Below are 19,611 nucleotides of genomic sequence, written 5' to 3'. Positions count from 1 at the left end.
GCCCGGCCGGGGCGCGGTCAGGAGGTGAGGCGCTGCCGGGCCAGTCGCTCGTAGAAGCGGAGGAGTTCGACGTCGTCGACCGAGCCGGGGTTGACGGCCTTGTCGAAGTCGGCGCCCTGGAGAAGGCGCTTGACCGGGACCTCCAGGCGCTTGCCGGTGAGGGTGTGGGGGACGCCTTTCACCTCGATGATCTCGTCGGGGACGTGCCGCGGGGAGAGGTGTTCGCGGATGGTCCGCTTGACGCGGTCGCGCAGGGAGTCGTCGAGGGTGGCCCCCTCGGTGAGGTGGACGAACAGCGGCATCCAGTAGCCGCCGTCGGGCTGTTCGACGCCGATGACGAGGGACTCGCGGATTTCGGGGAGCCGCTCGACGACCTCGTAGATGTCGGCCGAGCCCATGCGTACGCCCTGCCGGTTGAGGGTGGAGTCGGAACGGCCGTGGATGACGACGGTGCCGCGCGAGGTGAGGGTGGTCCAGTCGCCGTGCCGCCACACGCCGGGGAACATCTCGAAGTAGCTCTCGCGGTAGCGGGAGCCGTCGGGATCGTTCCAGAAGCGGATCGGCATGGACGGCATGGGGTTGGTGACGACCAGTTCGCCGACCTCGTCGACGAGGGGTTCGCCCTGCGGGTCCCAGGACTGCAGGTCGGTGCCCAGACAGGGGGCCTGGAGTTCGCCGACGTGGACGGGGAGGGTGGGGACGGCGCCGGCGAAGCAGCTGCACACGTCGGTGCCGCCGCTGACGGAGGCGATCCACATGTCCTCGGCGACCTCGTCGTGGATCCAGCGGAAGCCGTCGGGCGGGAGCGGGGAGCCGGTGGTGGCGACGCACCCGACGCGGGAGAGGTCGAGGTCGCGGCCGGGGTGGACGTCGGCCTTGCGGCAGGCCATGACGTAGGCCGCGGAGGTGCCGAACAGGGTGGCGCCGGTGCGTTCGGCCACGCGCCACTGGGCGTCGATGGTGGGGTGCCCGGGGCTGCCGTCGTAGAGGACGACGGTGGTGCCGGTGAGCAGGCCGGAGACGAGGAAGTTCCACATCATCCAGCCGGTGGAGGTGTACCAGAAGAAGCGGTCGTCGGGCCCGAGGTCGCAGTGGAGGCCGAGCTGTTTGAGGTGCTCGACGAGGATGCCGCCCTGGGACTGGACGATGGCCTTGGGCAGACCGGTGGTGCCGGAGGAGTAGAGCACCCACAGCGGGTGGTCGAAGGGGACGTGCTCGTAGACCGGCTCGGTGTCGGCGGCGGTGAGGGAGTCCCACTCCAGGGCGCCTTCCGGGGCGGGGGTGCCGAGCAGTGGGATGTGGACGACGGCGCGCAGGCCGGTCAGCTCGCGGCGCAGTTCGGCGACGACGTCCGCGCGGTCGTGTTCCCTGCCCCCGTAGCGGTAGCCGTCGACGGTGAACAGGACGACGGGGTCGACCTGCCGGAAGCGGTCCAGGACGCTGCGGGCGCCGAAGTCGGGGGCGCAGGAGGTCCACACGCCGCCGACGGCGGCGGTGGCCAACAGGGCGACGACCGCTTGGGGGACGTTGGGCAGATAGCCGCTGACGCGGTCGCCGGGGCGCACCCCGAGGCGGCGCAGTTCGGCGGCGAGCGAGCCGACCTGGCGGCGCAGTTCGGCCCAGGTGACGGGCCTGGGACGGTGGCTCTCGTCGACGTGGAGCAGGGCGGGGGTGTCGGCGCGTGCGGGATCCTCGGCGGCGCGCAGGGCGTGTTCGGCGTAGTTGAGGGTGGCGCCGGGGAACCAGTCGGCGCCGGGCATGGTCGCGTCGGCCAGGACGGTCTCGTACGGGGTGGCGAAGCGGACGTCGAACCACTCGGTGACCGCCTGCCAGAAGGTGGACGACTCCTCGACGGACCAGCGGTGCAGCACGGCGTAGCTCGCGGCCGGGTCGCCGGGAACGGCGGCCGGTGCTCCGAAGCGTTCGGCCGCCCAGCTCTGGAAACGGGTGAGCCGGGCGCCCTCGATCCGTTCCGGGCCGGGCCGCCACAGGGGTTCGGGCTGGTCGGCGGTCGTCGGTGCGGCGCTGTGCGCGGCGGTCATGGCGGCTCCCGGGCTGTCTTCCACGCTTCGTGTGCGTTCGCCTCCCGCACGGCCGGCCCCTGGGATGGTGGCCGGGGGCGTGCGTGTGCGTGACGGCTGTACGAGGACTGTGTCAGGACTGTGCCACGTGATCGGTTTCCGCACCAGGGCGGGGCGCCCATATCGGTGGGCCGGGCGGTGTGGTCCAACCACGGGGGGATGTTGGGTGAACGACAGTTGAACGCGGTACTTCCCATGGGCCGGTGGTGGCACTCTGAGCAGCATGGATGCACGTGGCCTGGTGCGGTCGGTGAGGGTGTTCGGTGCGGCGCGCGGGCTGGGTGCGGCGCGGTCGTCGTGGCGGGGGTGGCGGACGGACGCCCGTGCGCTGCCGCGGGGGGTTCGGGAACGGGCTCGGGTGCCGGGTACGGCCGAGGGGGCGGAGCCCCGGCCGGGGGGTGGAGTGGTGCGCTTCGAGCGGTCGTCGCTGCGGGTGCGGGTGACGGCGGGCGGGGTGGTCTTCTGCGGCTGGGACGACGCGTCACCGGAGCCGTCGTACGCGCTGTCCGGCGCGTGTCCGCAGGCCGACGCGCGGGCCGCCCTGGAGCCGGACAAGGACGGTGGCTGGCGGGTGGTCTCGGAGCGGGTGCTGGTGACCGTGACCCGGTCGGGCGCCGTGGAGGTGCGCACCCCGGGCGGGGTGGTGCTCCGCCGTGACCTGCCGCCGCGCTGGTGGGAACCGGTGGAGGGGGACGCGGGGAGCCGGTGGACGCAGCGCAGCGAGGTACCGGCGGACGCGCGGTTCTTCGGACTGGGCGGACGGACGCCGGGGCCGCGGTTGCGGAACGGCACGTACCGGCTGTGGAACGCGGGTCCGGGCCCGTCGGGCGCGGGGCGCGGCGAGCGGGCGCTGACGATGCCCGTGCTGTGGGTGGTGGCGGACGCGGGCAACCACCTGGTCTTCCACGACAACTCCTGGGACGGCCTGGTGACGCTGTACGAGGGCCTGGAGGGGGCCGGGTCGGGGCACGACCGGCCGGGCCGGTGCGAGGTGCGGTTCTCGGGCGGACCACCGCGCTACTGGGTGCTGACGGGGGCGCCGTCGCGGATCCTGTCCGGCTGGCGGGCGCTTACGGGGGCGCCGGCCGTACCGCCGCGGTGGGCGTTGGGCCACCAGTTGGGTCTGTCGGGCGCGGGGGGCGAGCGCGAGGTGCGGCGGATCGTGGCGGGGTACGCCGAGCGGGGACTGCCGCTGAGCGCCGTGCACCTGGGGGCGGGGCACCACCGTCGAGGCCGGGGTTTCACGGTGGACTCCGGGCGCTTTCCCGATCTGCCCGGTCTCGCCGCCTCGCTGCGCGGGCGGGGGATACGTCTGGTGTCGGTGGTCGAGCCCGCGGTGCGGGCGGAGCCGGGCGACCCGGTGTACGACGGCGGACGGGACGAGGACGCCTTCGTCCGGGACCCGCGCGGTGTGCCGGTGCGCGGGGTGGGCCGGGCGGGCGGCGCGGTCTTCCCGGACTTCACCGACCCTCGGGTGCGCAAGTGGTGGGGCGGGTTGTACGAGGAGCGGTTGGGGCGGGGCTTCGCCGGGTTCTGCCACGAACTGGACGAGCCGTTCTCCCTGTCCGTCCTCGGGGAGGCGACGCTGCCGCGGTCGGCGCGGCACGCCCTGGAGGCGCGCGGGGGCGATCACCGCGAGGCGCACAACGTCTACGCCCTGGCGATGGCCCGGGCCGGGTTCGAGGGGCTGCGCGGGCTGCGGCCGCGGGAACGGCCGTTCCTGCTGTCGGGGTCGGGCTGGGCGGGGTCGCAGCGGTACGGCGGCACCTGGACGGATCAGGGGACGGGCGGCTGGGAGGGACTGCGGGACGCGCTCGCCCAGGTGATCGGCCTGGGGCTGTGCGGGGTGCCGTACTGCGGCGCGGACGTCGGGGGCCCGGCGGGATCGCCGCCTCCGTCGCCGGAGCTGTATCTGCGCTGGTTCCAGATGGCGGCCTACCTGCCGCTGTTCCGGGTGTACGGCGCGCCGGGGGGCGGGCGGCGCGAGCCGTGGGAGTTCGGTTCGGACGTGCTGGAGCACGCGGGGGCGGCGCTGCGGGAGCGGGAGCGGCTGGTGCCGTACTTCGCGACGTTGGCCCGGCTGGCGCACCGCTCGGGTGCTCCGTATGTGCGTCCGCTGTGGTGGGGGGCGCCCCGGGACCGGGGGCTGCGGGAGTGCGAGGACGCGTTCCTGCTCGGGGACGCGCTGTTGGTGGCGCCGGTGCTGGAGCCGGGGGTGACGCGCCGCACCGTGCGGCTGCCGCGCGGCCGGTGGTACGACACGGCCGGTGGCGGTGTGTACGACGGGCCGGGGCGGGTGGTGGTGGAGGCACCGCTGTCGCGGATACCGGTGCTGGCGCGGGCGGGCGCGGTGGTGCCGGTGGCCGGGGCCGACGGCGCAGTGGAGCTGGACGTCTGGGCACCGCCGCGCGGGCGAACGGGCGGCGGGGTGCTCGCGGTGGAGACCGGGGACGGTTGGGAGCGGGCGGAGCTGGAGCGGTTCTCCGTCCGGTCGCACGGCCGTGAGGTGGTGGTGACGCGGGAGGGCGCCGAGGACGTGGGGTACCCGGTGCGGGTGCGCGGCGTGGGGGGCGGCTCGGGGACCCCGGGAGGCGATCGGGGGTGACCGGGGGCGGCCGGGGGCGGCCGGGGGCGGCCGGGGGTGACCGGGCGGGGCGGGGACGGCCCCGGAGGACGCCGGAGGACGCCGGAGGAGCGCCGGAGGAGCGTCGGAGGAGCGTCGGAGGAGCGTCGGAGGGCGCGAAGCGGGGACCCGGGGCGTGCGAGACGGTCTTCCGCACCGTGCGGGTTCCCTGGTAAACGGAGGCCTCATGTTGATCGGTTCCCTGATCGGTTCGCCCAGGAGGCCGGGTGGGACGGCGACCGCGGCGTCCTCCCGCCTCGCCGCCGTGCCGCTCGTCCTCGCGGTCCTCGTCACCCTCCTCGCCGCGGCCCCGGCCGCACGGGCCGAGTCGGAGCCGAAGGCCCCGCCGGGGTTCGTGTCGTTGGCCGACGTGGACCCGACGATCCTCCAGGAGATCCGCTACACCACCGCGCACAACTTCGTCGGCGAGCCGATCGACGGCTACCGCGAGCCGATGTGCGTCCTGACCCGTGAGGCGGCCGAGGCCCTGCGCCGGGCCCAGTGGAGGCTGCTGTGGCGGGGCTACTCGCTCAAGGTCTACGACTGCTACCGGCCGCAACGGGCCGTGGACCACTTCGTGGCCTGGGCGGAGGACGTGGACGACCAGCGGATGAAGGAGGAGTTCTATCCCCGGGTGGACAAGTCCCGGCTCTTCGAGGACGGGTACATCGCCTCGCGGTCCGGGCACAGCCGGGGCAGCACCGTCGACCTGACGCTGGTGCGGCTGCCGGCCTGGCCGACCCGGCCGTACGTGCCGGGCGAGCCGCTGACGCCGTGCCACGCGCCGCGGGAGGAGCGCTTCCCCGACAACTCGGTGGACATGGGAACGGGTTACGACTGCTTCGACACCCTGTCGCACACCCTGGATCCGCGGATCACCGACGCGCAGCGGGCCAACCGGCTGCTGCTGAAGGAGACCCTGCGGGACGTGGGGTTCGTCAACTACGCCTCGGAGTGGTGGCACTACAGTCTGGGATCGGAGCCGTTTCCGGACACCTACTTCGACTTCCCCGTGCACCGCAGGTCGCTGACCGGCCGCTGACCGGCCGCCGACCGGTCGGTCCGGTCCCGGGCGCCCGGACGGGCCGGTGGGCGGTGCGTCCACGAGGGTCGGACGGCGGCACGGATCCACCCCCGTCGGTCCCGTACCGCCGTCCGACGGCGGGGACGCGGCTCCCCGCGCGGCGGGTTCGCCTCCTGGCGTCCTGTCACGCGCTCGCGACATTCCGGTGACCCCTCGCGGACGTTCCGCCCGTCGGCGGCGTCACGCGCCGGTTCGGCCACCGCCCGGTCCCGGCACGGTGTCCGGCGCGGTGTCCGGCGCGGGCACCGGGAAATGCTCGTTAACTCTGCGCGAACAGCGCCTCCGGAGGGGCATCCAGGCAGCATGCTGGGTGGTGTGCGTGCCTGGACGGACCGACTCCGATTCGCCTACCAACCGGTCGTGGACCTCGCGACCGGTTCCGTGACGGCCCTGGAGGTGTTGGCACGTCCACAGGAGGGCGACGTGGTGGCCGAGGCGCGCCACGACCCGGAACTGGACGCCGAACTGGCCGCGCTGGCGGTGCGGACCGCCACCCGCCAGGAGGGCCTGTTGCCCCTGCACGTGAACGTCTTCGCCGCCACCCTCGCGGAACTGGGCGATCTGACCGCGCTGCGTCGGGCCGTACGGGACGCCGGCCGCCGGCCCCGGGAGGTGACGCTGGACGTCACCCCGGCCCCCGCTCCCGCGCGGGTGCCGCACGAGGCGCTGGTCTCGGCGGTGGACGCACTGCGCGGGGACGGCTTCCGGATCTGTGCGGACGGGGTGGGCGACGGGAACCTGCCGATGCTGTTGCTCGCCGACCTCTCCCCCGACCTGCTCAAGGTGGACGCCGCGATCGTCGCCCGGCTGCCGCACCGGCACGCGTACCGGGCGATGGTCACCGGGCTGCGGAGGTTCTGCGACGGTGTCGGCGCGCTGCTGGTGGCCGAGGGCGTGGAGACCGACCTGCAGTACGCGGCGGCACGGGCGGCAGGCGCCCAGTGGGGGCAGGGGCACCTCTTCGCCCCGCCGGCCCGGCGTCCCGGTGCCGACGTCCACCGTCCCGTGTGCCCGCCCGCCGCCACGCCGGAGGGCGCCTCCGGTACGGGGGGCCCCTCGGTGTCGGAGTTCCTGCATCCGGCGGTGATGCTTCCGCTGTCCGCCTCCGCCTTCCAGGTGCGGGCGCTGCTCATCGGTTCCCCCGAGACCACCGGAGTACTACTGGTGGACCCCGACGGGGTGCCGGTGCGCGCGGTGGACCGGGACCGCTTCCTGCTGGCGATGTCGGGCCGGTACGGACACGCGCTGTACGCCCACCGCCCCGCGGTCCGGCTCGCCGACCGGCCGCGCACCGTCCGGGCGGGAGCCACCGCCTGGGAGGTCCTAGACGTGGTGGCCGCCGATGACGGCAGCCGGGCGGCGGACGACGTGGCGGTCGTGGACGAGGTGGGGCGGTGTGTGGGCGTGGTGCGGCTGGCCGAGGTCATCAGGGCGTTGGCCGACAGCCGACCGGAGGACGCGCCGGGGCTGAATCCGCTCACCCGGGTGCCGCGTTCCACCACGCGCTGATCGCCGCGCCTCGTCCGTACCGGGCGGCCCGACGGCCCGTACGGACGCGGCACGGTGCGCGTGTCCCCCACGGCTCCGCACGGCGCCGCGGTGGCCTCCGTCTCCCCCTCCGGTGACCTTGACGGTCCTCCCACCCGGGTGAACACTTCCGATTATCAGACGGTATCGCCATATGTCGGTCCCCATGGCCGCACCCTCCCGAGGGCGATCCCGCCGGACACGCACGCCCGTCGCGGATGCCGGGCGGGCGCGGGCTCCGCCGTGCCGCCGGATCCGCCGGCACGATACGACGCACCCCGCAGGACGCCCCGGGCCACCGCTCGGGGCGAGGGCACGAGGAGCGGCAATGAACTTCCCCAACGGCGACATCTTCCTCGGCGAGATCATCGGAACGGCGATCCTGATCCTCTTCGGTGCGGGAGTGTGCGCCGCCATCACGCTCAACCACTCCAAGGCGCAGAACGCGGGGTGGGTCGTCATCGCCTTCGGATGGGGCTTCGGCGTCCTCGCGGGGGCGTACACCGCGGCGCCCCTGTCCGGTGGCCACATCAATCCGGCCGTGACCATCGGCATCGCCGTGCAGAGCGGCGAGAACTGGGACAAGGTCCCGGTCTACTTCGCCGGTCAGCTCCTGGGCGCGATGCTCGGTGCCGTGCTGGCCTGGCTCGCCTACCACTCGCAGTTCTCGGCGAACCGCGACAGGGACACCTCGACGCCGACCCTCGGCATCTTCTCGACCATCCCCGAGATCCGCAGTCCCGTCGCCAACCTGATCACCGAGGTCATCGCGACCATCGCGCTGGTGCTGCCGATCCTGGCCTTCGGCCTGACCACGGGACTGGGCGAGTCCGGCACGCTGATCCTGATCGTCGCCCTGCTGGTGGTCGGAATCGGCCTGTCCCTGGGCGGGCCGACCGGTTACGCCATCAACCCGGCCCGCGACCTGGGTCCCCGCATCGTCCACGCGCTGTTGCCCATCCCCAACAAGGGCGCCTCCGACTGGGGCTACGCCTGGGTTCCGGTGGCGGGGCCGCTGATCGGCGGCGTCCTCGCGGCGCTCGTCTACGACCTCGCCTTCTGATCCCGCACACCGGCGGACCGGGACGGGGCGGGTCGGGCCGGGACGGGACGGGCCGGGTCGGAGACGCGGGGGACGGGGAAAACCGGCACGGGACCGGCAAGGGACGGGCAGAAGCGGGAACAGCCGAAGAACGGGCAACCGGCAGAAGGGCACCGAGGTAACCGCCATGACGGACACCGCACCCACCTACGTCGCCGCGATCGACCAGGGCACCACGTCGAGTCGCTGCATCATCTTCGACCACGGCGGCTCGATCGTCGCCATCGACCAGCGCGAACACCAACAGATCTTCCCCAAGCCCGGCTGGGTGGAGCACGACGCGACCGAGATCTGGTCCAAGGTCCAGGCCGTGGTCGCCGGCGCGCTCGCCAAAGCGGGGCTGCGCGGCCGTGACCTGGCGGCGCTGGGCATCACCAACCAGCGCGAGACCACCGTGCTGTGGGACCGGTCCACCGGCCGGCCCGTCCACAACGCCATCGTCTGGCAGGACACCCGCACCTCGACGCTCTGCCGGGAGTTGGGCGGCGAGGTGGGGCAGAACCGTTTCCGTGATCAAACGGGTCTGCCGCTGGCCAGCTACTTCTCCGGCCCGAAGGCGGCCTGGCTGCTGGAGAACGTGCCGGGGCTGCGCAAGCGCGCCGAGGCGGGCGAGATCGCCTTCGGCACGATGGACTCCTGGCTGATCTGGAACCTGACCGGCGGCACGGAAGGCGGCGTGCACGTCACGGACGTCACCAACGCCAGCCGGACGATGCTGATGAACCTGGAAACCCTCCAGTGGGACTCCTCGATCCTGGACGCCATGGGCATCCCCGAGGCGATGCTGCCCGAGATCCGCTCCTCGGCCGAGGTGTACGGCGACACCGCGGTCGGGACGTCCACCGGGGTGCCGGTGGCGTCGGCCCTGGGGGACCAGCAGGCGGCCGTCTTCGGACAGACCTGCTACGACGTCGGCGACGCCAAGAACACCTACGGCACCGGATCGTTCCTGCTGTTGAACACCGGCCACCGCCCCGTGCCCTCCAAGAGCGGACTGGTGACCACGGTGGGCTACCGGCTCGGCGGCGAGCGGCCCGTCTACTGCCTGGAGGGCTCCATCGCCATCACCGGGGCGTTGGTGCAGTGGTTCCGGGACCAGCTCGGAATCATCCGGGAGGCGGCCGAGATCGAGCCCCTGGCGGCGAGCGTGGAGGACAACGGCGGCGCGTACATCGTCCCGGCGTTCTCCGGTCTGTTCGCCCCCTACTGGCGCTCGGACGCCCGCGGCGTCGTCACCGGCCTCACCCGCTACGTCACCAAGGCCCATCTGGCGCGGGCCGTGCTGGAGGCCACCAGTTGGCAGACGCGCGAGGTCGTCGACGCGATGTACCGGGACTCCGGGGTGGAGATCACCAGCCTGAAGGTGGACGGCGGCATGACCGCCAACGGGCTGCTGATGCAGCACCAGGCGGACGTGCTCGACGTACCGGTGATCCGGCCGGTGGTCTCCGAGACCACCTGCCTGGGCGCGGCGTACGCGGCCGGGCTGGCGACCGGCGTCTGGTCCGACCTGGACGAGCTGAGGGCGCACTGGAGGAAGGACGCCGAGTGGACCCCGCGGATGGACGCCGGGACGCGGGAGCGGGAGCACCACAACTGGCGCAAGGCCGTCGAGCGCAGCTTCGGTTGGGAGGAGGACGCCGACTGAGGCCTCCGTCCCCCGGGCGCCGCGCCGCCCGCGGTCTCGCCGTCCTCCGGGAGGGCGTGTCGGGCCGCGGGGGTTCGGGTCCGAGCGGACCGGACGGCCGGAGGCGGCCGACCGTCCGGTCACCGCGCCCGAAGGGGTCGTTTACATGACGTGTCGTTCGGGAACTGGGCGGTATGCCTGTTAATCGGAATGTTCGTGCCGTTCTCTCGGCCGTGCGCTCGGTGCTCCCGGACCCCGAACGCCCGGGCCGGGTGATGATCGCCGTGGAGAGGCTGGAGAACTCCCCTCGCCTCGACTCCGCGCTCGGACCGCTCCGCCGCGCCGTCCACGCGCTCCCGCTGGGCGGGGCACGCGACGTCCTGCACGGCCGCTGGCTGGGCCACGCGGTACACCCCCTGATGGTGCAGGTTCCCATCGGAACCTGGATGTCCGCCGCCGTGCTGGACCTGCTGCCCGGGCAGCGCCGCGGCGCCGACACCCTGGTGGGGCTCGGCCTGGCCGCGGCCGCCCCGGCCGCCCTGACGGGCTGGGTGGACTGGGCCGAGCTGCGCAAGCCGCAGATGCGGGTCGGTCTGGTGCACGCCGCGACCAACATCACCGCCGTCGGCCTGTACACGGCTTCGCTGGGCGCCCGGCTGCGCGGGCGGCGCGCGCGGGGCCGCCTGCTGGGGTTCGCGGGGCTGACCGCGGTGAGCCTCGGAGGTGCCCTGGGCGGCCACCTGGCCTACCGCCAGGCCTCCGCCGTCAACCACGCCGAACAGATCCCCGCCGTGGTCGAACCCGGCTGGCACCCGATCGGCGACGTGGCGGACCTGCCCGTCGGCGAGCCGGTGCGGCGACAGATCGGCGAGACGCCGGTGCTGGTCGTCCGCGAGGCCGGTGGGACGGTGCACGCCCTGGCCGACCGGTGCAGCCACATGGCCGGGCCGTTGTCGCAGGGCACGGTCGCCGACGGGTGCGTGCGGTGTCCGTGGCACGGCAGCGTCTTCCGACTGTCCGACGGCTGGAACGTGCGCGGCCCCGCGACGGCGCCCCAGCCGGTCTTCGAGACCCGGGTGGTGGACGGCCGGGTGGAGGCCCGGTTGGTCCAGGATCCGGTACGGGCCCACCGCCCGGCCTCCCGGACGGTCTGAGGGCCGGGCCGCCCGACGCTTCTCCCGGCGGGCGGCCCCCTTCCGCGGCACCGCTCAGAGCGCCCGCAGTCCGTCGATCACGTCGCGCAGGACCCGCTCGTCCGGCAGCTCCGCCGGGGGTACGGGACGGGTGACGCGGACCAGTCCGGCGGCCACGAGATCACCCACGAGCACCCGGACCACCCCCACCGGCAGGTCCATCCCGGCCGCCAGCGCGGCGACCGGCTGCGGCGACCGGCGACACCGGGCGACGATGTCCATGTGTTCCGGGCCGAGCGCCCCGGGCGCGTGCGACGGAGGGTGGGCCCCCCGTTCCTCGAACGCGCCGGGAGCGGACGCCTCCGCGGCGCGCTTCCCCTCGCCCGGCTCGGCGATCACCACGGCGACCGGGTCCAGACCGCCCCCGGCGCCGGCGGTGCGGCCGCGCGTCACGGCGTACGGCCGCACCACCGGTCCGGCCGCGTCGTCGAACCACCTGTCCGTCATGGCGGGCCTCACCCCACTCCGGGAACGTCGTGCCGACCGGCGCCGTCCGGGCGGGTTCCGTCCCGCCCCGGCGGGCCCGCCGGGGCGGGCGAGACCCCGTCGAGGTCACCCGTCCCCCGGTCGGCGCGGTCTTCCGTGTCCCGTGATGCGGTCATCGCTCGTCCCCCTCGAGTACGTCGATCGCGGTGCCGCGTCGTTCGAGCCGTTCCCACCGTTCGGCCCGCCCACACCCGTGCCGTTCGGGGAATCGGCGCTCCGCCGCCGGCCGCGCCGCAGGCCGAGCTGGAGCGAGGCCATCCGATCGCGCGCCTCGACGGCACCCCTGACCCGGTCCCGCTCCGCGGCGCGGTCGGCCGCCGGTTCCGCTCCCGGACCGGCCGGCGCGCGAGAGCCGGTGTGTCCGCCCGACGGCGCCTCGGCACCGGCCCCCTCCGGATCGCCCCCGGGCGCCTCCGGTTCCACGGAACCGCCGGAACGCCTCCCGATGGCGGGGCGCGCGCCGCCGCGCAGCGGAAGCCCGGCGGAGGTCCGGGCGAGGCCCCCCGCTCCCCCGCCGCCGTCCGCGTTCTTCCCCGCCTCCACCGCGTCCCGCGCTCCCGCGGTGGTCCCGGCGGCACCGGCGGTGTCGGCGGTGTCGGTCAGCAGGGCCCCGGGGAGGAGCACCACGGCGGTGGTGCCGCCGTACGGGGAGGCCTGGAGGGAGACGCGGACGCCCTGGCGCCGCGCGAGCCGGGAGACGACGAACAGGCCGAGCCGGTCGGTGTCGGAGAGCTGGAAGTCGGGCGTCTCGGCGAGCCGCAGATTGGCCTCCAGCAGCGCCTCGGGGGACATGCCCAGGCCCCGGTCGTGGATCTCCAGGGCGAAGCCGTTGGGAACCCGCTCCCCGAGCACCTGCACCCCGGTGTGCGGCGGCGAGAAGACCGTGGCGTTCTCCAGGAGTTCGGCGACCAGGTGGGTGAGATCGGCGACGGCGGCGCCGTCGACCGCCAGCGGCGGCATCCCGCGCACCTCGATCCGCTCGTAGTCCTCGACCTCGGAGACCGCGGCGCGCACGACGTCCATCAGCGCGACGGGTCTGCGCCACTGCCGCGACGGGGCCGCGCCCGAGAGGATGACCAGCCCCTCGGCGTGGCGGCGCATGCGGGTGGTGAGGTGGTCGAGTCGGAAGAGGTCGGCCAGTTCCTCGGGATCCTCGGTGCGACGCTCCATGGCGTCCAACAGGGTGAGCTGGCGGTGCAGCAGCACCTGGCTGCGGCGGGCGAGGTTGACGAATACCTCGGAGACGCCGCGGCGCATCTCCGCCTGTCTGACGGCGGCCTCGACGGCCGCCCGACGGAGGGTGTCGAGCGCCTGTCCGACCTGCCCGATCTCGTCGCCTCCGTGCTTCGATCGCGGGACCTCGGCCTCGACGTCGATCCGCTCCCCCGCCGCGAGCCGGCGCATGACGTTCGGCAACCGCACCCCCGCCGCCTCGCCCGCCTCGCGACGCAGGGCGTCCAGGTCCCGGACCAGGCCACGGCCGACCCGGAGGGAGACGACCACGGAGGCGAGGACGGCGACGAAGCCGAGGATTCCGACGACTCCCGCGCGCACCAGTACGGAGGTGGCCTCGGGCTCGACGCGCCGGCGGTGACGGTCGCCCGCCTCGGCGTCCATGCGGCGCAGCTCGTCCAGGGCCGTCCGGGAGACCCCGCGCCACCGCTCGGGGTGGGAAGCGGCGACGGCGCCCTCGGCCCCGGCGGCGATGATCGCGTCCTCGGCCGCCCGCAGGGTCCGTCCGTCGGTGCCCGCCCAGAACTCCTCGTAGCGCTCGCGGTCCCCCGCGGGGAGCATCGCCAGGTGGACGCGGTAGGCGAGTTCGCGTTCGGCCACCCGGTCGGAGAAGGCGCGCAGCTCGGCCCCGGTCATCCGACCGGCGGTGAAGGCCGCGGCCATCAGGGCGTCCTCGCGGGAGAGGTACTCGCGGGCGCGGGAGAGGCCGACGAGGGCACGCCCCTCCCGGTCCGGACGGACGTCGTCCAGGACTCGCACGGCGGTGAGGAAGTCGTGGCAGGGATCGACCAAGGCGTTGTAGGCGTCGTAGGCGTCCCGCCTCTCGACGGTGTTGTCGACGACCCCGGCGCGCACCTTCTCCAACCCGTCGAGTTCGCGGAGCAGCTCGTCCAGCCGCTCGCGGGCGTCGCCGTCGATTCCGTCCCGGACCCGTTCCCCGTCGGCACCGGAGCGCAGGGCGGCCACCGCACGGTCGGTGACCCGCCGTCCGGAGCGCAGGGCGACCAGGGAGTCGGAGCGGCGCGGGTCGGCGAGGTAGACCAGGGCCTGGCGGCGTTCCTCCTGCAGGGCGAGGACGGTCTCGCGGACCGGATCGCCGAGTTCGTCCATCACGGCCGAGGCGTCGAGCAGTCGGTCCGCCTCACGGCCGGTGATCACCGTGGCGAACGCCCAGACGGAGGTGAGCGCCACCAGGGGGACCAGCAGCAGCGCCACGATCTTCCGACGGATCGACTTGCCGCGAAAGCGCATGGCCTCCCCCACGTCCGCCCCGTCCCACAGGGGAACGGATCCCCTCGGTAAACGGCGCGAGCCTACTACCGGGAGGGGGCGACTCGTGGGTTTCCGCGAGCCATCGGACGCCGTTCCGCGGCCGTTCCTGCTCGGTTGCGGCGCCGTGTTGTGGTACGCCGGTTTCCTGACGGTGCGCGCGACGCGCACGCGCACCGCGGGCACGGGGAGTGCGGATGGGGCTGAGCAGCGAAGACCGGGGGAACGGCGGGGCCGATCGATTCGGACCGGAGCGACCCGAGGAAGTGGTGTACGAGGAAGGTGAAGATTGGATGGACATCCTGGATTCCGTGGGGACCGAGCCGGAAACGCCCGATCCGGTGCGGGCCGCGGCGGTGCGCGCGGTGCTCCTCGTGGCGGTGACGCTGGTGCTGGTGATGATCGCCGTGCTCTGCTCGCTCGCCCGGGTGTGGCTCGCCCTCCCGATGGTGTTGGTCGCGGTGGCGGGCACGGTGATCACCACGTGGGGCGTGCTGGACGTGTGGGTGACGCGGCAGATGTGGATCCAGCGGAACGGGGTGGTCTCGACGCCCGGCAGCGTGGCGCGCGAACGCGCCCTCTTCCGCCGTGGGCACGGGTAGACCGGCGGGGACGTCAGTCGGCCACGGCGGTGACGCGGTCCTCCTCCGGACGGTCGGCCCGGTCCGGACGGCGGAACATCCGGGTGGCGGTGATCTCGCCGTGCACCGGCTCCGACTCCGGGTCCCGCCTGGGCAGGCCGGGCCGCAGGTGTTCCTCGACGCTGATGTACTTCAGCCCCGCCCGCAGATCGGCGTCGTTGCGCAACCGGATGACCAGTGGGAACTCCGCCAGCGCCGTGGTGTCGAACAGACCGGTGGTGTAGATGAGCTGGACGCCCAGCGCGTCGGCGACGGCCCGCTGGAGTTCCAGCAGGTAGGTGGCGTTGGCCCGGCCGATGGGGTTGTCGAGGAAGAGGGTGCCGGCGTGCCGGTGCCGGTCACGGCCCCGGTCGTTGCTGCGCAGCGCGGCCATCGTGCAGTACAGGGCGATGGCCGCGGTCAGCAGCTGGCCGCCGGAGAAGACGTCGCCCATCTGGCCGACCGGCACCCGCTCGGCACGCAGCACGGCGTCGGGCTTGAGGATCTCCACCGACACCCCGCGCGGCTGGAGGGCGGCGTGGACGCCGCGCAACAGCAGGCTCATGCCGTCCCGACGCAGGTCGGAGTTGCGGCGGACGGCCGACCGGGTGGCCTCGTCGATCACCTCTCCCAGCCGCTCGGCGAGGACGGCGTGGTCCGGGTCGTCGAAGCGGATGCGCAGGAACTCCTGGCCCGACCACTCGCCCAGGCCCTCCGGCAGCCGGGAGAGCCGCTGTGCGGAGCGGAGGGTGGCCAGGGAGGACTCCACCAGGCCGCGCAGCCGGGCCACGATGCTGTCGCGGTTGCGCTCCAGTTGCTCCAGTTCGTCGGTGAGCACGCGCAGCCGGGGCTCGAAGGCGGCGGCCCAGGCGGCCGCGTGGTCGGGCAGGGCGGCGGCGGGCAGTTCGCGGATCTGTTGTCGGGCCGGGGTGCGGACCTGCTCGTAGCGGGTGGAGTTGGCGTGCCGCACGAGGACGTCGCTCGCCTCGCGCACCGCCGCCTCGGCCGCGGTGAGGTCGGCGGCGCAGCCGCGCAGGGAACGGCGGGCCTCCGCGGCCGCGCGACGCGCTTGTTCCAGGGTGTCGGCGTACGGCTCGGTCCGCTCCTCCCCCTCCTCTCCGCCACCGGCCCCGTGAGGGTCGCGCAGCAGGTCGCGGAGCATGGCGGCCAACTCGTCGAAGGCGCCGGCGGCGTCCTCGGCGGTGCGCTGGGCGCGCACCAGCTCCGCGTGGGCGGCACCAGCCGTCTCCAGGGCGTCGGTGCGGGCGGCGAGCTCGGCGTTGGCGCCGCGCAACAGGGACTGGGCCTGTTCGGCGTCGGCGGGCACCATCTCCTCGGGCAACTCGATGTACGCCTCCCGGTCCTCGCCCGGTGCCAGACGCTCGGCCTCGCCACGCAGCCGGCCCAGTTGCTCGCTGGCCGCCGAGGCGCGCGACTCCAACAGGTGGACCAGGGCCTCCGCGCGGGCGGCGGCGGCCTGCCGGGAGGGACCGTCCGCCCCGTCGGGGCCTTCCAGGAGCTGGGCGGCGCGGGTGCGGACCTTGTTGGTGAGCCGGTCCAGGGCGGCGCGGGCGGCGCTCTCGTCGCCTTCGGCGCGGGCCTGCTCGGCGCGGAGGTCGGCTCCGACACCGACCTTCTCGTAGAGCTGGGAGGCCGCGCGGTAGGCCTCTCGCAGGGCGGGCAGGGAGGCGGGCGGCTCGGCGGCGGGACCGGCGCCCCCCGGGCCGGTGTCCTCGGCGCCGTCGAGGCCGTCGGGCGCGTCGGGGGCGCCCGCGATCTCGGCCCGCTCGGCCCGTAGCGCGCGAGCGGTGCGGCGGGCGTCGTCGGCGGCGCGCTGGGCGGCGCGCCGGTCCTCGTCCGCGGCGCGGGCCCGCTCCAGACAGGCGCCGGCGCGGGCCTCGGCCTCGGCCACCTCGTCGGCCAGCTCCCGTAGCCGGGCCTGCCAGGTGGCACGCTCGCGCAGCCGGAAGGCGAGTCCCGCCAGGGCGTCGGCCGAACGGCGGGCCTGCTGGGCGCGCTCCTGCCGCTCCTCTCGGACACGGTCCGCCTCGGCCGCGGCCTCCGCGGCCTCCGCGGCGATGCCGCGGGCCTCCTCCAGCCGCTGCCGGGCCGTCTCGGCCGCCTCGGCGGCGGCGCGGGCCCCGGCGGCCAGCTCGGCGAGGCGGCCGGGCGGGCAACCGGTGCGCCAGGAGGCGATCCGGGCGGCCAGGGCGCGGTCGGTGGACAGCCGCGCCGCCAGGGCACGGATCTCCTCCTCGCGGGCGGCGGCGCGCTCGCGCAGCCGGCGGCGCTCGGTGTCGGCGGCGCGCTCGTCGTGCATGGCCGGGTTGGGCGGCACCAGGAAGACCCCGGAGGCACCGTGGGGGTCGCCGTCCTCTCCGGTGCCGGGTCCGGGAACGGGGGCGAGCAGGGCCGCTGCGGTGCCGACGGCGACCGCCGAGCGGGGCAGCAGGGCGGCGTCCCGCAGAACCTCGCGGGCGCGGGCGTGGCTGTCGGGGTCGGTGATGACGACGCCGTCGACCAGCTCGGGCCGGGCGGCCAGGACGGCGGCGTGGTCGGCCGGGTCCACGGCCTGGGCCAGGTAGCGCCAGCCGGGCAGGGCGGGGATGCCGTGCTCGCCCAGGTACTCGACGGTGGCCAGGACGTCGGGGCCGGGCGGCAGCAGTCCGCCGTCGCCGAGGGAGCCGAGGATGCGGGAGTCGTCGGCGGCGGCGGTGCGCAGCTCGAAGAGCCGGCCCTCGGCGGCGGCGACGTTCTCCTCCAACAGGTCGCGCAGGGCCTCGGCGTTGCGGTCGAGTTCCTCCGCGTCGAGCCGCCCCGGGGCTCCCGAGCCGGCGGGGGTGCCTCCGCCGGAGCGGGGAGCGGGGAGCGGGGAGCCGCCCGCCGAGCCGCTGCCGGCTCCGGGCAGGCCGAGGAGTTCGACCAGTCGCTCCTCGGCGCCCAGCGCCTCGGCGGTGCGGCGCTCGGCGGCGTGGGCGGCCCCGGCCGCCTCGGCGGCGTCGGCGGCTCGGGCGGCGGCCAGTTCGGCACGACCGAGTTCGGCGGCCGTCTCCTGTGCGCGTTCGGCGGTACGGCGGGCGGTCTCCTTGGCCGTCTCCCAGGCGGCGACGGCGGCCTTCTCGGCGTCACCGGCGACCAGGGCGGCGCGGGCCGGATCGGCGTCGGAGGCGGAGCCGTCCAGCCAGCCCGCCCGCACGGCCTCGGCCGTCTCCTGCTCGACCTCGGCCAGCCGCTGGCGCAGGTGCTCGCTCTCACTGCGGGCGCGCTGGGCCTCGGTGGCGGCCGCGGTGGCGTCACGGTGGGCGGCCTCGCCCGCGCTCTGGAGGGCGGCGGAGCGCTCCTCCTCCTCGGCGGCGAGCCGCTCGGCCCGCTCCGCCGCCCCGTGCAGGGCACGCACCAGGTCGCCGGCGGCGCGGGCGCGGGCGGCCAGGGCGGGGGCGGCGTCGCGCTCGGCCTCGCGGATGGCCGCGGCCACCCTGGCGGCACGATCGGCGGCGGCCCGGTGCGCCAACACCGTCTCGGTGGCCTGCCAGGCGGCGTGCAGGGTGCGGGCGTCACCGAGCTCCCGGCGCTGCGCGGCGGCGCTCTTCTCGGCGGCGGCCAGCGCCAGGGAGGCGTGGCGGTAGGCGAGCTCGGAGGCGATGAGCGCGGCTCGTTCGCGGTCGCGCTCGGCGGTGGCGGTGGCCTCGGCCGCGCGGTCGGCGCGCTCGGCGAGTTCGGCGGCGCGTCCGCGTTCCTCGGTGGCCCGGGCCGACAGCCGCCGGGCGAGGGTGCGGGTGCGCTGCTCGGCGCCGGTGTGGACGGCACGGGCCTGCTCACGGCGGCGGGCGGCCTCGTCGATGCGGCGCAGCAGGTCCAGCGAGCCGGCGGTGAAGTCGCGCTCGGCGGTGAGTTCGGCGCGGCGCCCCAGCTTGTGGGCGAAGCCGTGCACCAGGTCGGCCAGGCCGTCGGTGTCGCGGGTGTCGGTGACGGCGCGCAGCAGCAGGTCGGTGAAGTCGGAGTCGTTCTTGACGGAGAACAGGCCGGCGGCCTCGCCCTCGTCGGCGTTCATCTCGCGCTGGTAGCGGAAGAGCTCCGGATCCAGCCCGAGGTGGCCCAGGTGCTCGATCCAGCGCTCGTGGACCTCCTCCCAGACCACGTCGAGGCCCGGGTACGCCCTGCCCGTCTCGACCAGGGCGTCGCGGAAGCCCTTCATGGTGCGGCGCCGCCCCCGGGCCGCGGAGGCCCCCTCGGCGACGGGCCGCACCGCGTTGGACTCCGCGACCGGCAGGGAGTCCAGGCTCAGGCCGGGGCCGGGCCGGAAGCTGTACCAGGCCTCGGCGAACTTCCGCGGATCGTTGGAGACCTGGCGGCCGCGCCACTCGCTGACCTTGCCGACGACGACGGTCTCGCCGGTGAGGGTGTGCTGCCACTCCAGGGCGACGTGCCCGCAGTCGTCGGCCAGCAGGAACTTGCGCAGCACACCGGAGCTGGCGCCGCCGAGGGTGTTGCGGTGACCGGGCAGCATCACCGAGAAGATCAGTTTGAGCAGGACGGACTTGCCGCCGCCGTTCTCCAGGAAGAGCACCCCGGCGGGTGCCGGGCGGCGCGGGGGGCCGACGGGTTCGTCCTCGAAGAAGTCCGCCTGGGCGGGGGCGGGGCTGGGCACCGGCTCACCGACCCCCCGCAGGTCCAGCACGGTGTCGGCGTAGCGCGCACCGGCGGGCCCGATGGAGTAGAGGCGGATCCGGGACAGCTCGTACATGGCGGTGCTCTCGTCGTCGAGG

10 protein-coding genes and 1 pseudogene are annotated in these 19,611 nt (G+C 75.0%); 7 read left to right on the top strand and 4 right to left on the bottom strand.

Going from position 1 to position 19,611, the window contains the following annotated elements; all coding sequences use genetic code 11:
• Positions 1-17 precede the first annotated feature (17 nt).
• Positions 18-2,042, bottom strand: coding sequence for an acetoacetate--CoA ligase (locus F0L17_RS23690; RefSeq protein ID WP_155072629.1), 2,025 nt, complete (start codon positions 2,040-2,042; stop codon positions 18-20).
• A 262-nt stretch (positions 2,043-2,304) separates the two neighbouring features.
• On the opposite strand from F0L17_RS23690, the gene F0L17_RS23685 reads away from it, so the two are divergent.
• The 6 genes and pseudogenes from F0L17_RS23685 (at position 2,305) to F0L17_RS23660 (ending at position 11,198) form a co-directional block, all read left to right on the top strand.
• Positions 2,305-4,686: a glycoside hydrolase family 31 protein gene (locus F0L17_RS23685; RefSeq protein WP_155072628.1), complete on the top strand. Its 2,382-nt coding sequence runs from the start codon at positions 2,305-2,307 to the stop codon at positions 4,684-4,686.
• A 205-nt stretch (positions 4,687-4,891) separates the two neighbouring features.
• Positions 4,892-5,746 (top strand): M15 family metallopeptidase, encoded by an 855-nt coding sequence (locus F0L17_RS23680; protein ID WP_155072627.1) that lies wholly within the window; start codon positions 4,892-4,894, stop codon positions 5,744-5,746.
• Between the two features lie 357 nt (positions 5,747-6,103).
• Positions 6,104-7,285: pseudogene (locus F0L17_RS23675) on the top strand (EAL domain-containing protein); the annotation flags it as partial.
• A 358-nt stretch (positions 7,286-7,643) separates the two neighbouring features.
• Complete coding sequence (locus F0L17_RS23670; protein ID WP_155072625.1) at positions 7,644-8,378, top strand: MIP/aquaporin family protein; 735 nt, start codon at positions 7,644-7,646, stop codon at positions 8,376-8,378.
• 166 nt (positions 8,379-8,544) lie between these two features.
• Positions 8,545-10,065 carry a glycerol kinase GlpK gene (glpK, locus tag F0L17_RS23665; protein ID WP_155072624.1) on the top strand — a complete coding sequence of 507 codons (1,521 nt, stop codon included), beginning with the start codon at positions 8,545-8,547 and terminating at the stop codon, positions 10,063-10,065.
• Between the two features lie 254 nt (positions 10,066-10,319).
• Positions 10,320-11,198: a Rieske (2Fe-2S) protein gene (locus F0L17_RS23660; RefSeq protein ID WP_238420873.1), complete on the top strand. Its 879-nt coding sequence runs from the start codon at positions 10,320-10,322 to the stop codon at positions 11,196-11,198.
• Between the two features lie 54 nt (positions 11,199-11,252).
• Here F0L17_RS23660 and F0L17_RS23655 read toward each other — a convergent pair whose 3' ends face one another.
• Together F0L17_RS23655 and F0L17_RS23650 are read right to left on the bottom strand one after the other, a co-directional pair.
• The gene (locus tag F0L17_RS23655) at positions 11,253-11,684 is read right to left on the bottom strand and encodes a DUF742 domain-containing protein (protein WP_155072622.1); all 432 of its coding nucleotides are present in this window, start codon (positions 11,682-11,684) and stop codon (positions 11,253-11,255) included.
• 105 nt (positions 11,685-11,789) lie between these two features.
• Positions 11,790-14,207: a sensor histidine kinase gene (locus F0L17_RS23650; RefSeq protein WP_155072621.1), complete on the bottom strand. Its 2,418-nt coding sequence runs from the start codon at positions 14,205-14,207 to the stop codon at positions 11,790-11,792.
• 311 nt (positions 14,208-14,518) lie between these two features.
• Here F0L17_RS23650 and F0L17_RS23645 point away from each other — a divergent pair, with 311 nt between their 5' ends.
• Positions 14,519-14,827: a hypothetical protein gene (locus F0L17_RS23645; protein ID WP_155072620.1), complete on the top strand. Its 309-nt coding sequence runs from the start codon at positions 14,519-14,521 to the stop codon at positions 14,825-14,827.
• A gap of 13 nt (positions 14,828-14,840) precedes the next feature.
• Here F0L17_RS23645 and F0L17_RS23640 read toward each other — a convergent pair whose 3' ends face one another.
• Positions 14,841-19,589 carry a hypothetical protein gene (locus F0L17_RS23640; RefSeq protein ID WP_155072619.1) on the bottom strand — a complete coding sequence of 1,583 codons (4,749 nt, stop codon included), beginning with the start codon at positions 19,587-19,589 and terminating at the stop codon, positions 14,841-14,843.
• Positions 19,590-19,611: the final 22 nt, after the last annotated feature.

This window comes from Streptomyces taklimakanensis, from assembly GCF_009709575.1.
Taxonomy (GTDB): domain Bacteria; phylum Actinomycetota; class Actinomycetes; order Streptomycetales; family Streptomycetaceae; genus Streptomyces; species Streptomyces taklimakanensis.
The sequence above is the reverse complement of the archived record's forward strand: the minus strand, read 5'-3'. Positions and strand labels throughout refer to the sequence as shown.

Coding starts and splice junctions, on each gene's coding strand:
- F0L17_RS23645 (WP_155072620.1), top strand. CDS start 14,519: ATGGACATCCTGGATTCCGTGGGGACCGAGCCGGAAACGCCCGATCCG.
- F0L17_RS23640 (WP_155072619.1), bottom strand. CDS start 19,589: ATGTACGAGCTGTCCCGGATCCGCCTCTACTCCATCGGGCCCGCCGGT.
- F0L17_RS23650 (WP_155072621.1), bottom strand. CDS start 14,207: ATGCGCTTTCGCGGCAAGTCGATCCGTCGGAAGATCGTGGCGCTGCTG.
- F0L17_RS23660 (WP_238420873.1), top strand. CDS start 10,320: ATGATCGCCGTGGAGAGGCTGGAGAACTCCCCTCGCCTCGACTCCGCG.
- glpK (WP_155072624.1), top strand. CDS start 8,545: ATGACGGACACCGCACCCACCTACGTCGCCGCGATCGACCAGGGCACC.
- F0L17_RS23685 (WP_155072628.1), top strand. CDS start 2,305: ATGGATGCACGTGGCCTGGTGCGGTCGGTGAGGGTGTTCGGTGCGGCG.
- F0L17_RS23670 (WP_155072625.1), top strand. CDS start 7,644: ATGAACTTCCCCAACGGCGACATCTTCCTCGGCGAGATCATCGGAACG.
- F0L17_RS23655 (WP_155072622.1), bottom strand. CDS start 11,684: ATGACGGACAGGTGGTTCGACGACGCGGCCGGACCGGTGGTGCGGCCG.
- F0L17_RS23690 (WP_155072629.1), bottom strand. CDS start 2,042: ATGACCGCCGCGCACAGCGCCGCACCGACGACCGCCGACCAGCCCGAA.
- F0L17_RS23680 (WP_155072627.1), top strand. CDS start 4,892: ATGTTGATCGGTTCCCTGATCGGTTCGCCCAGGAGGCCGGGTGGGACG.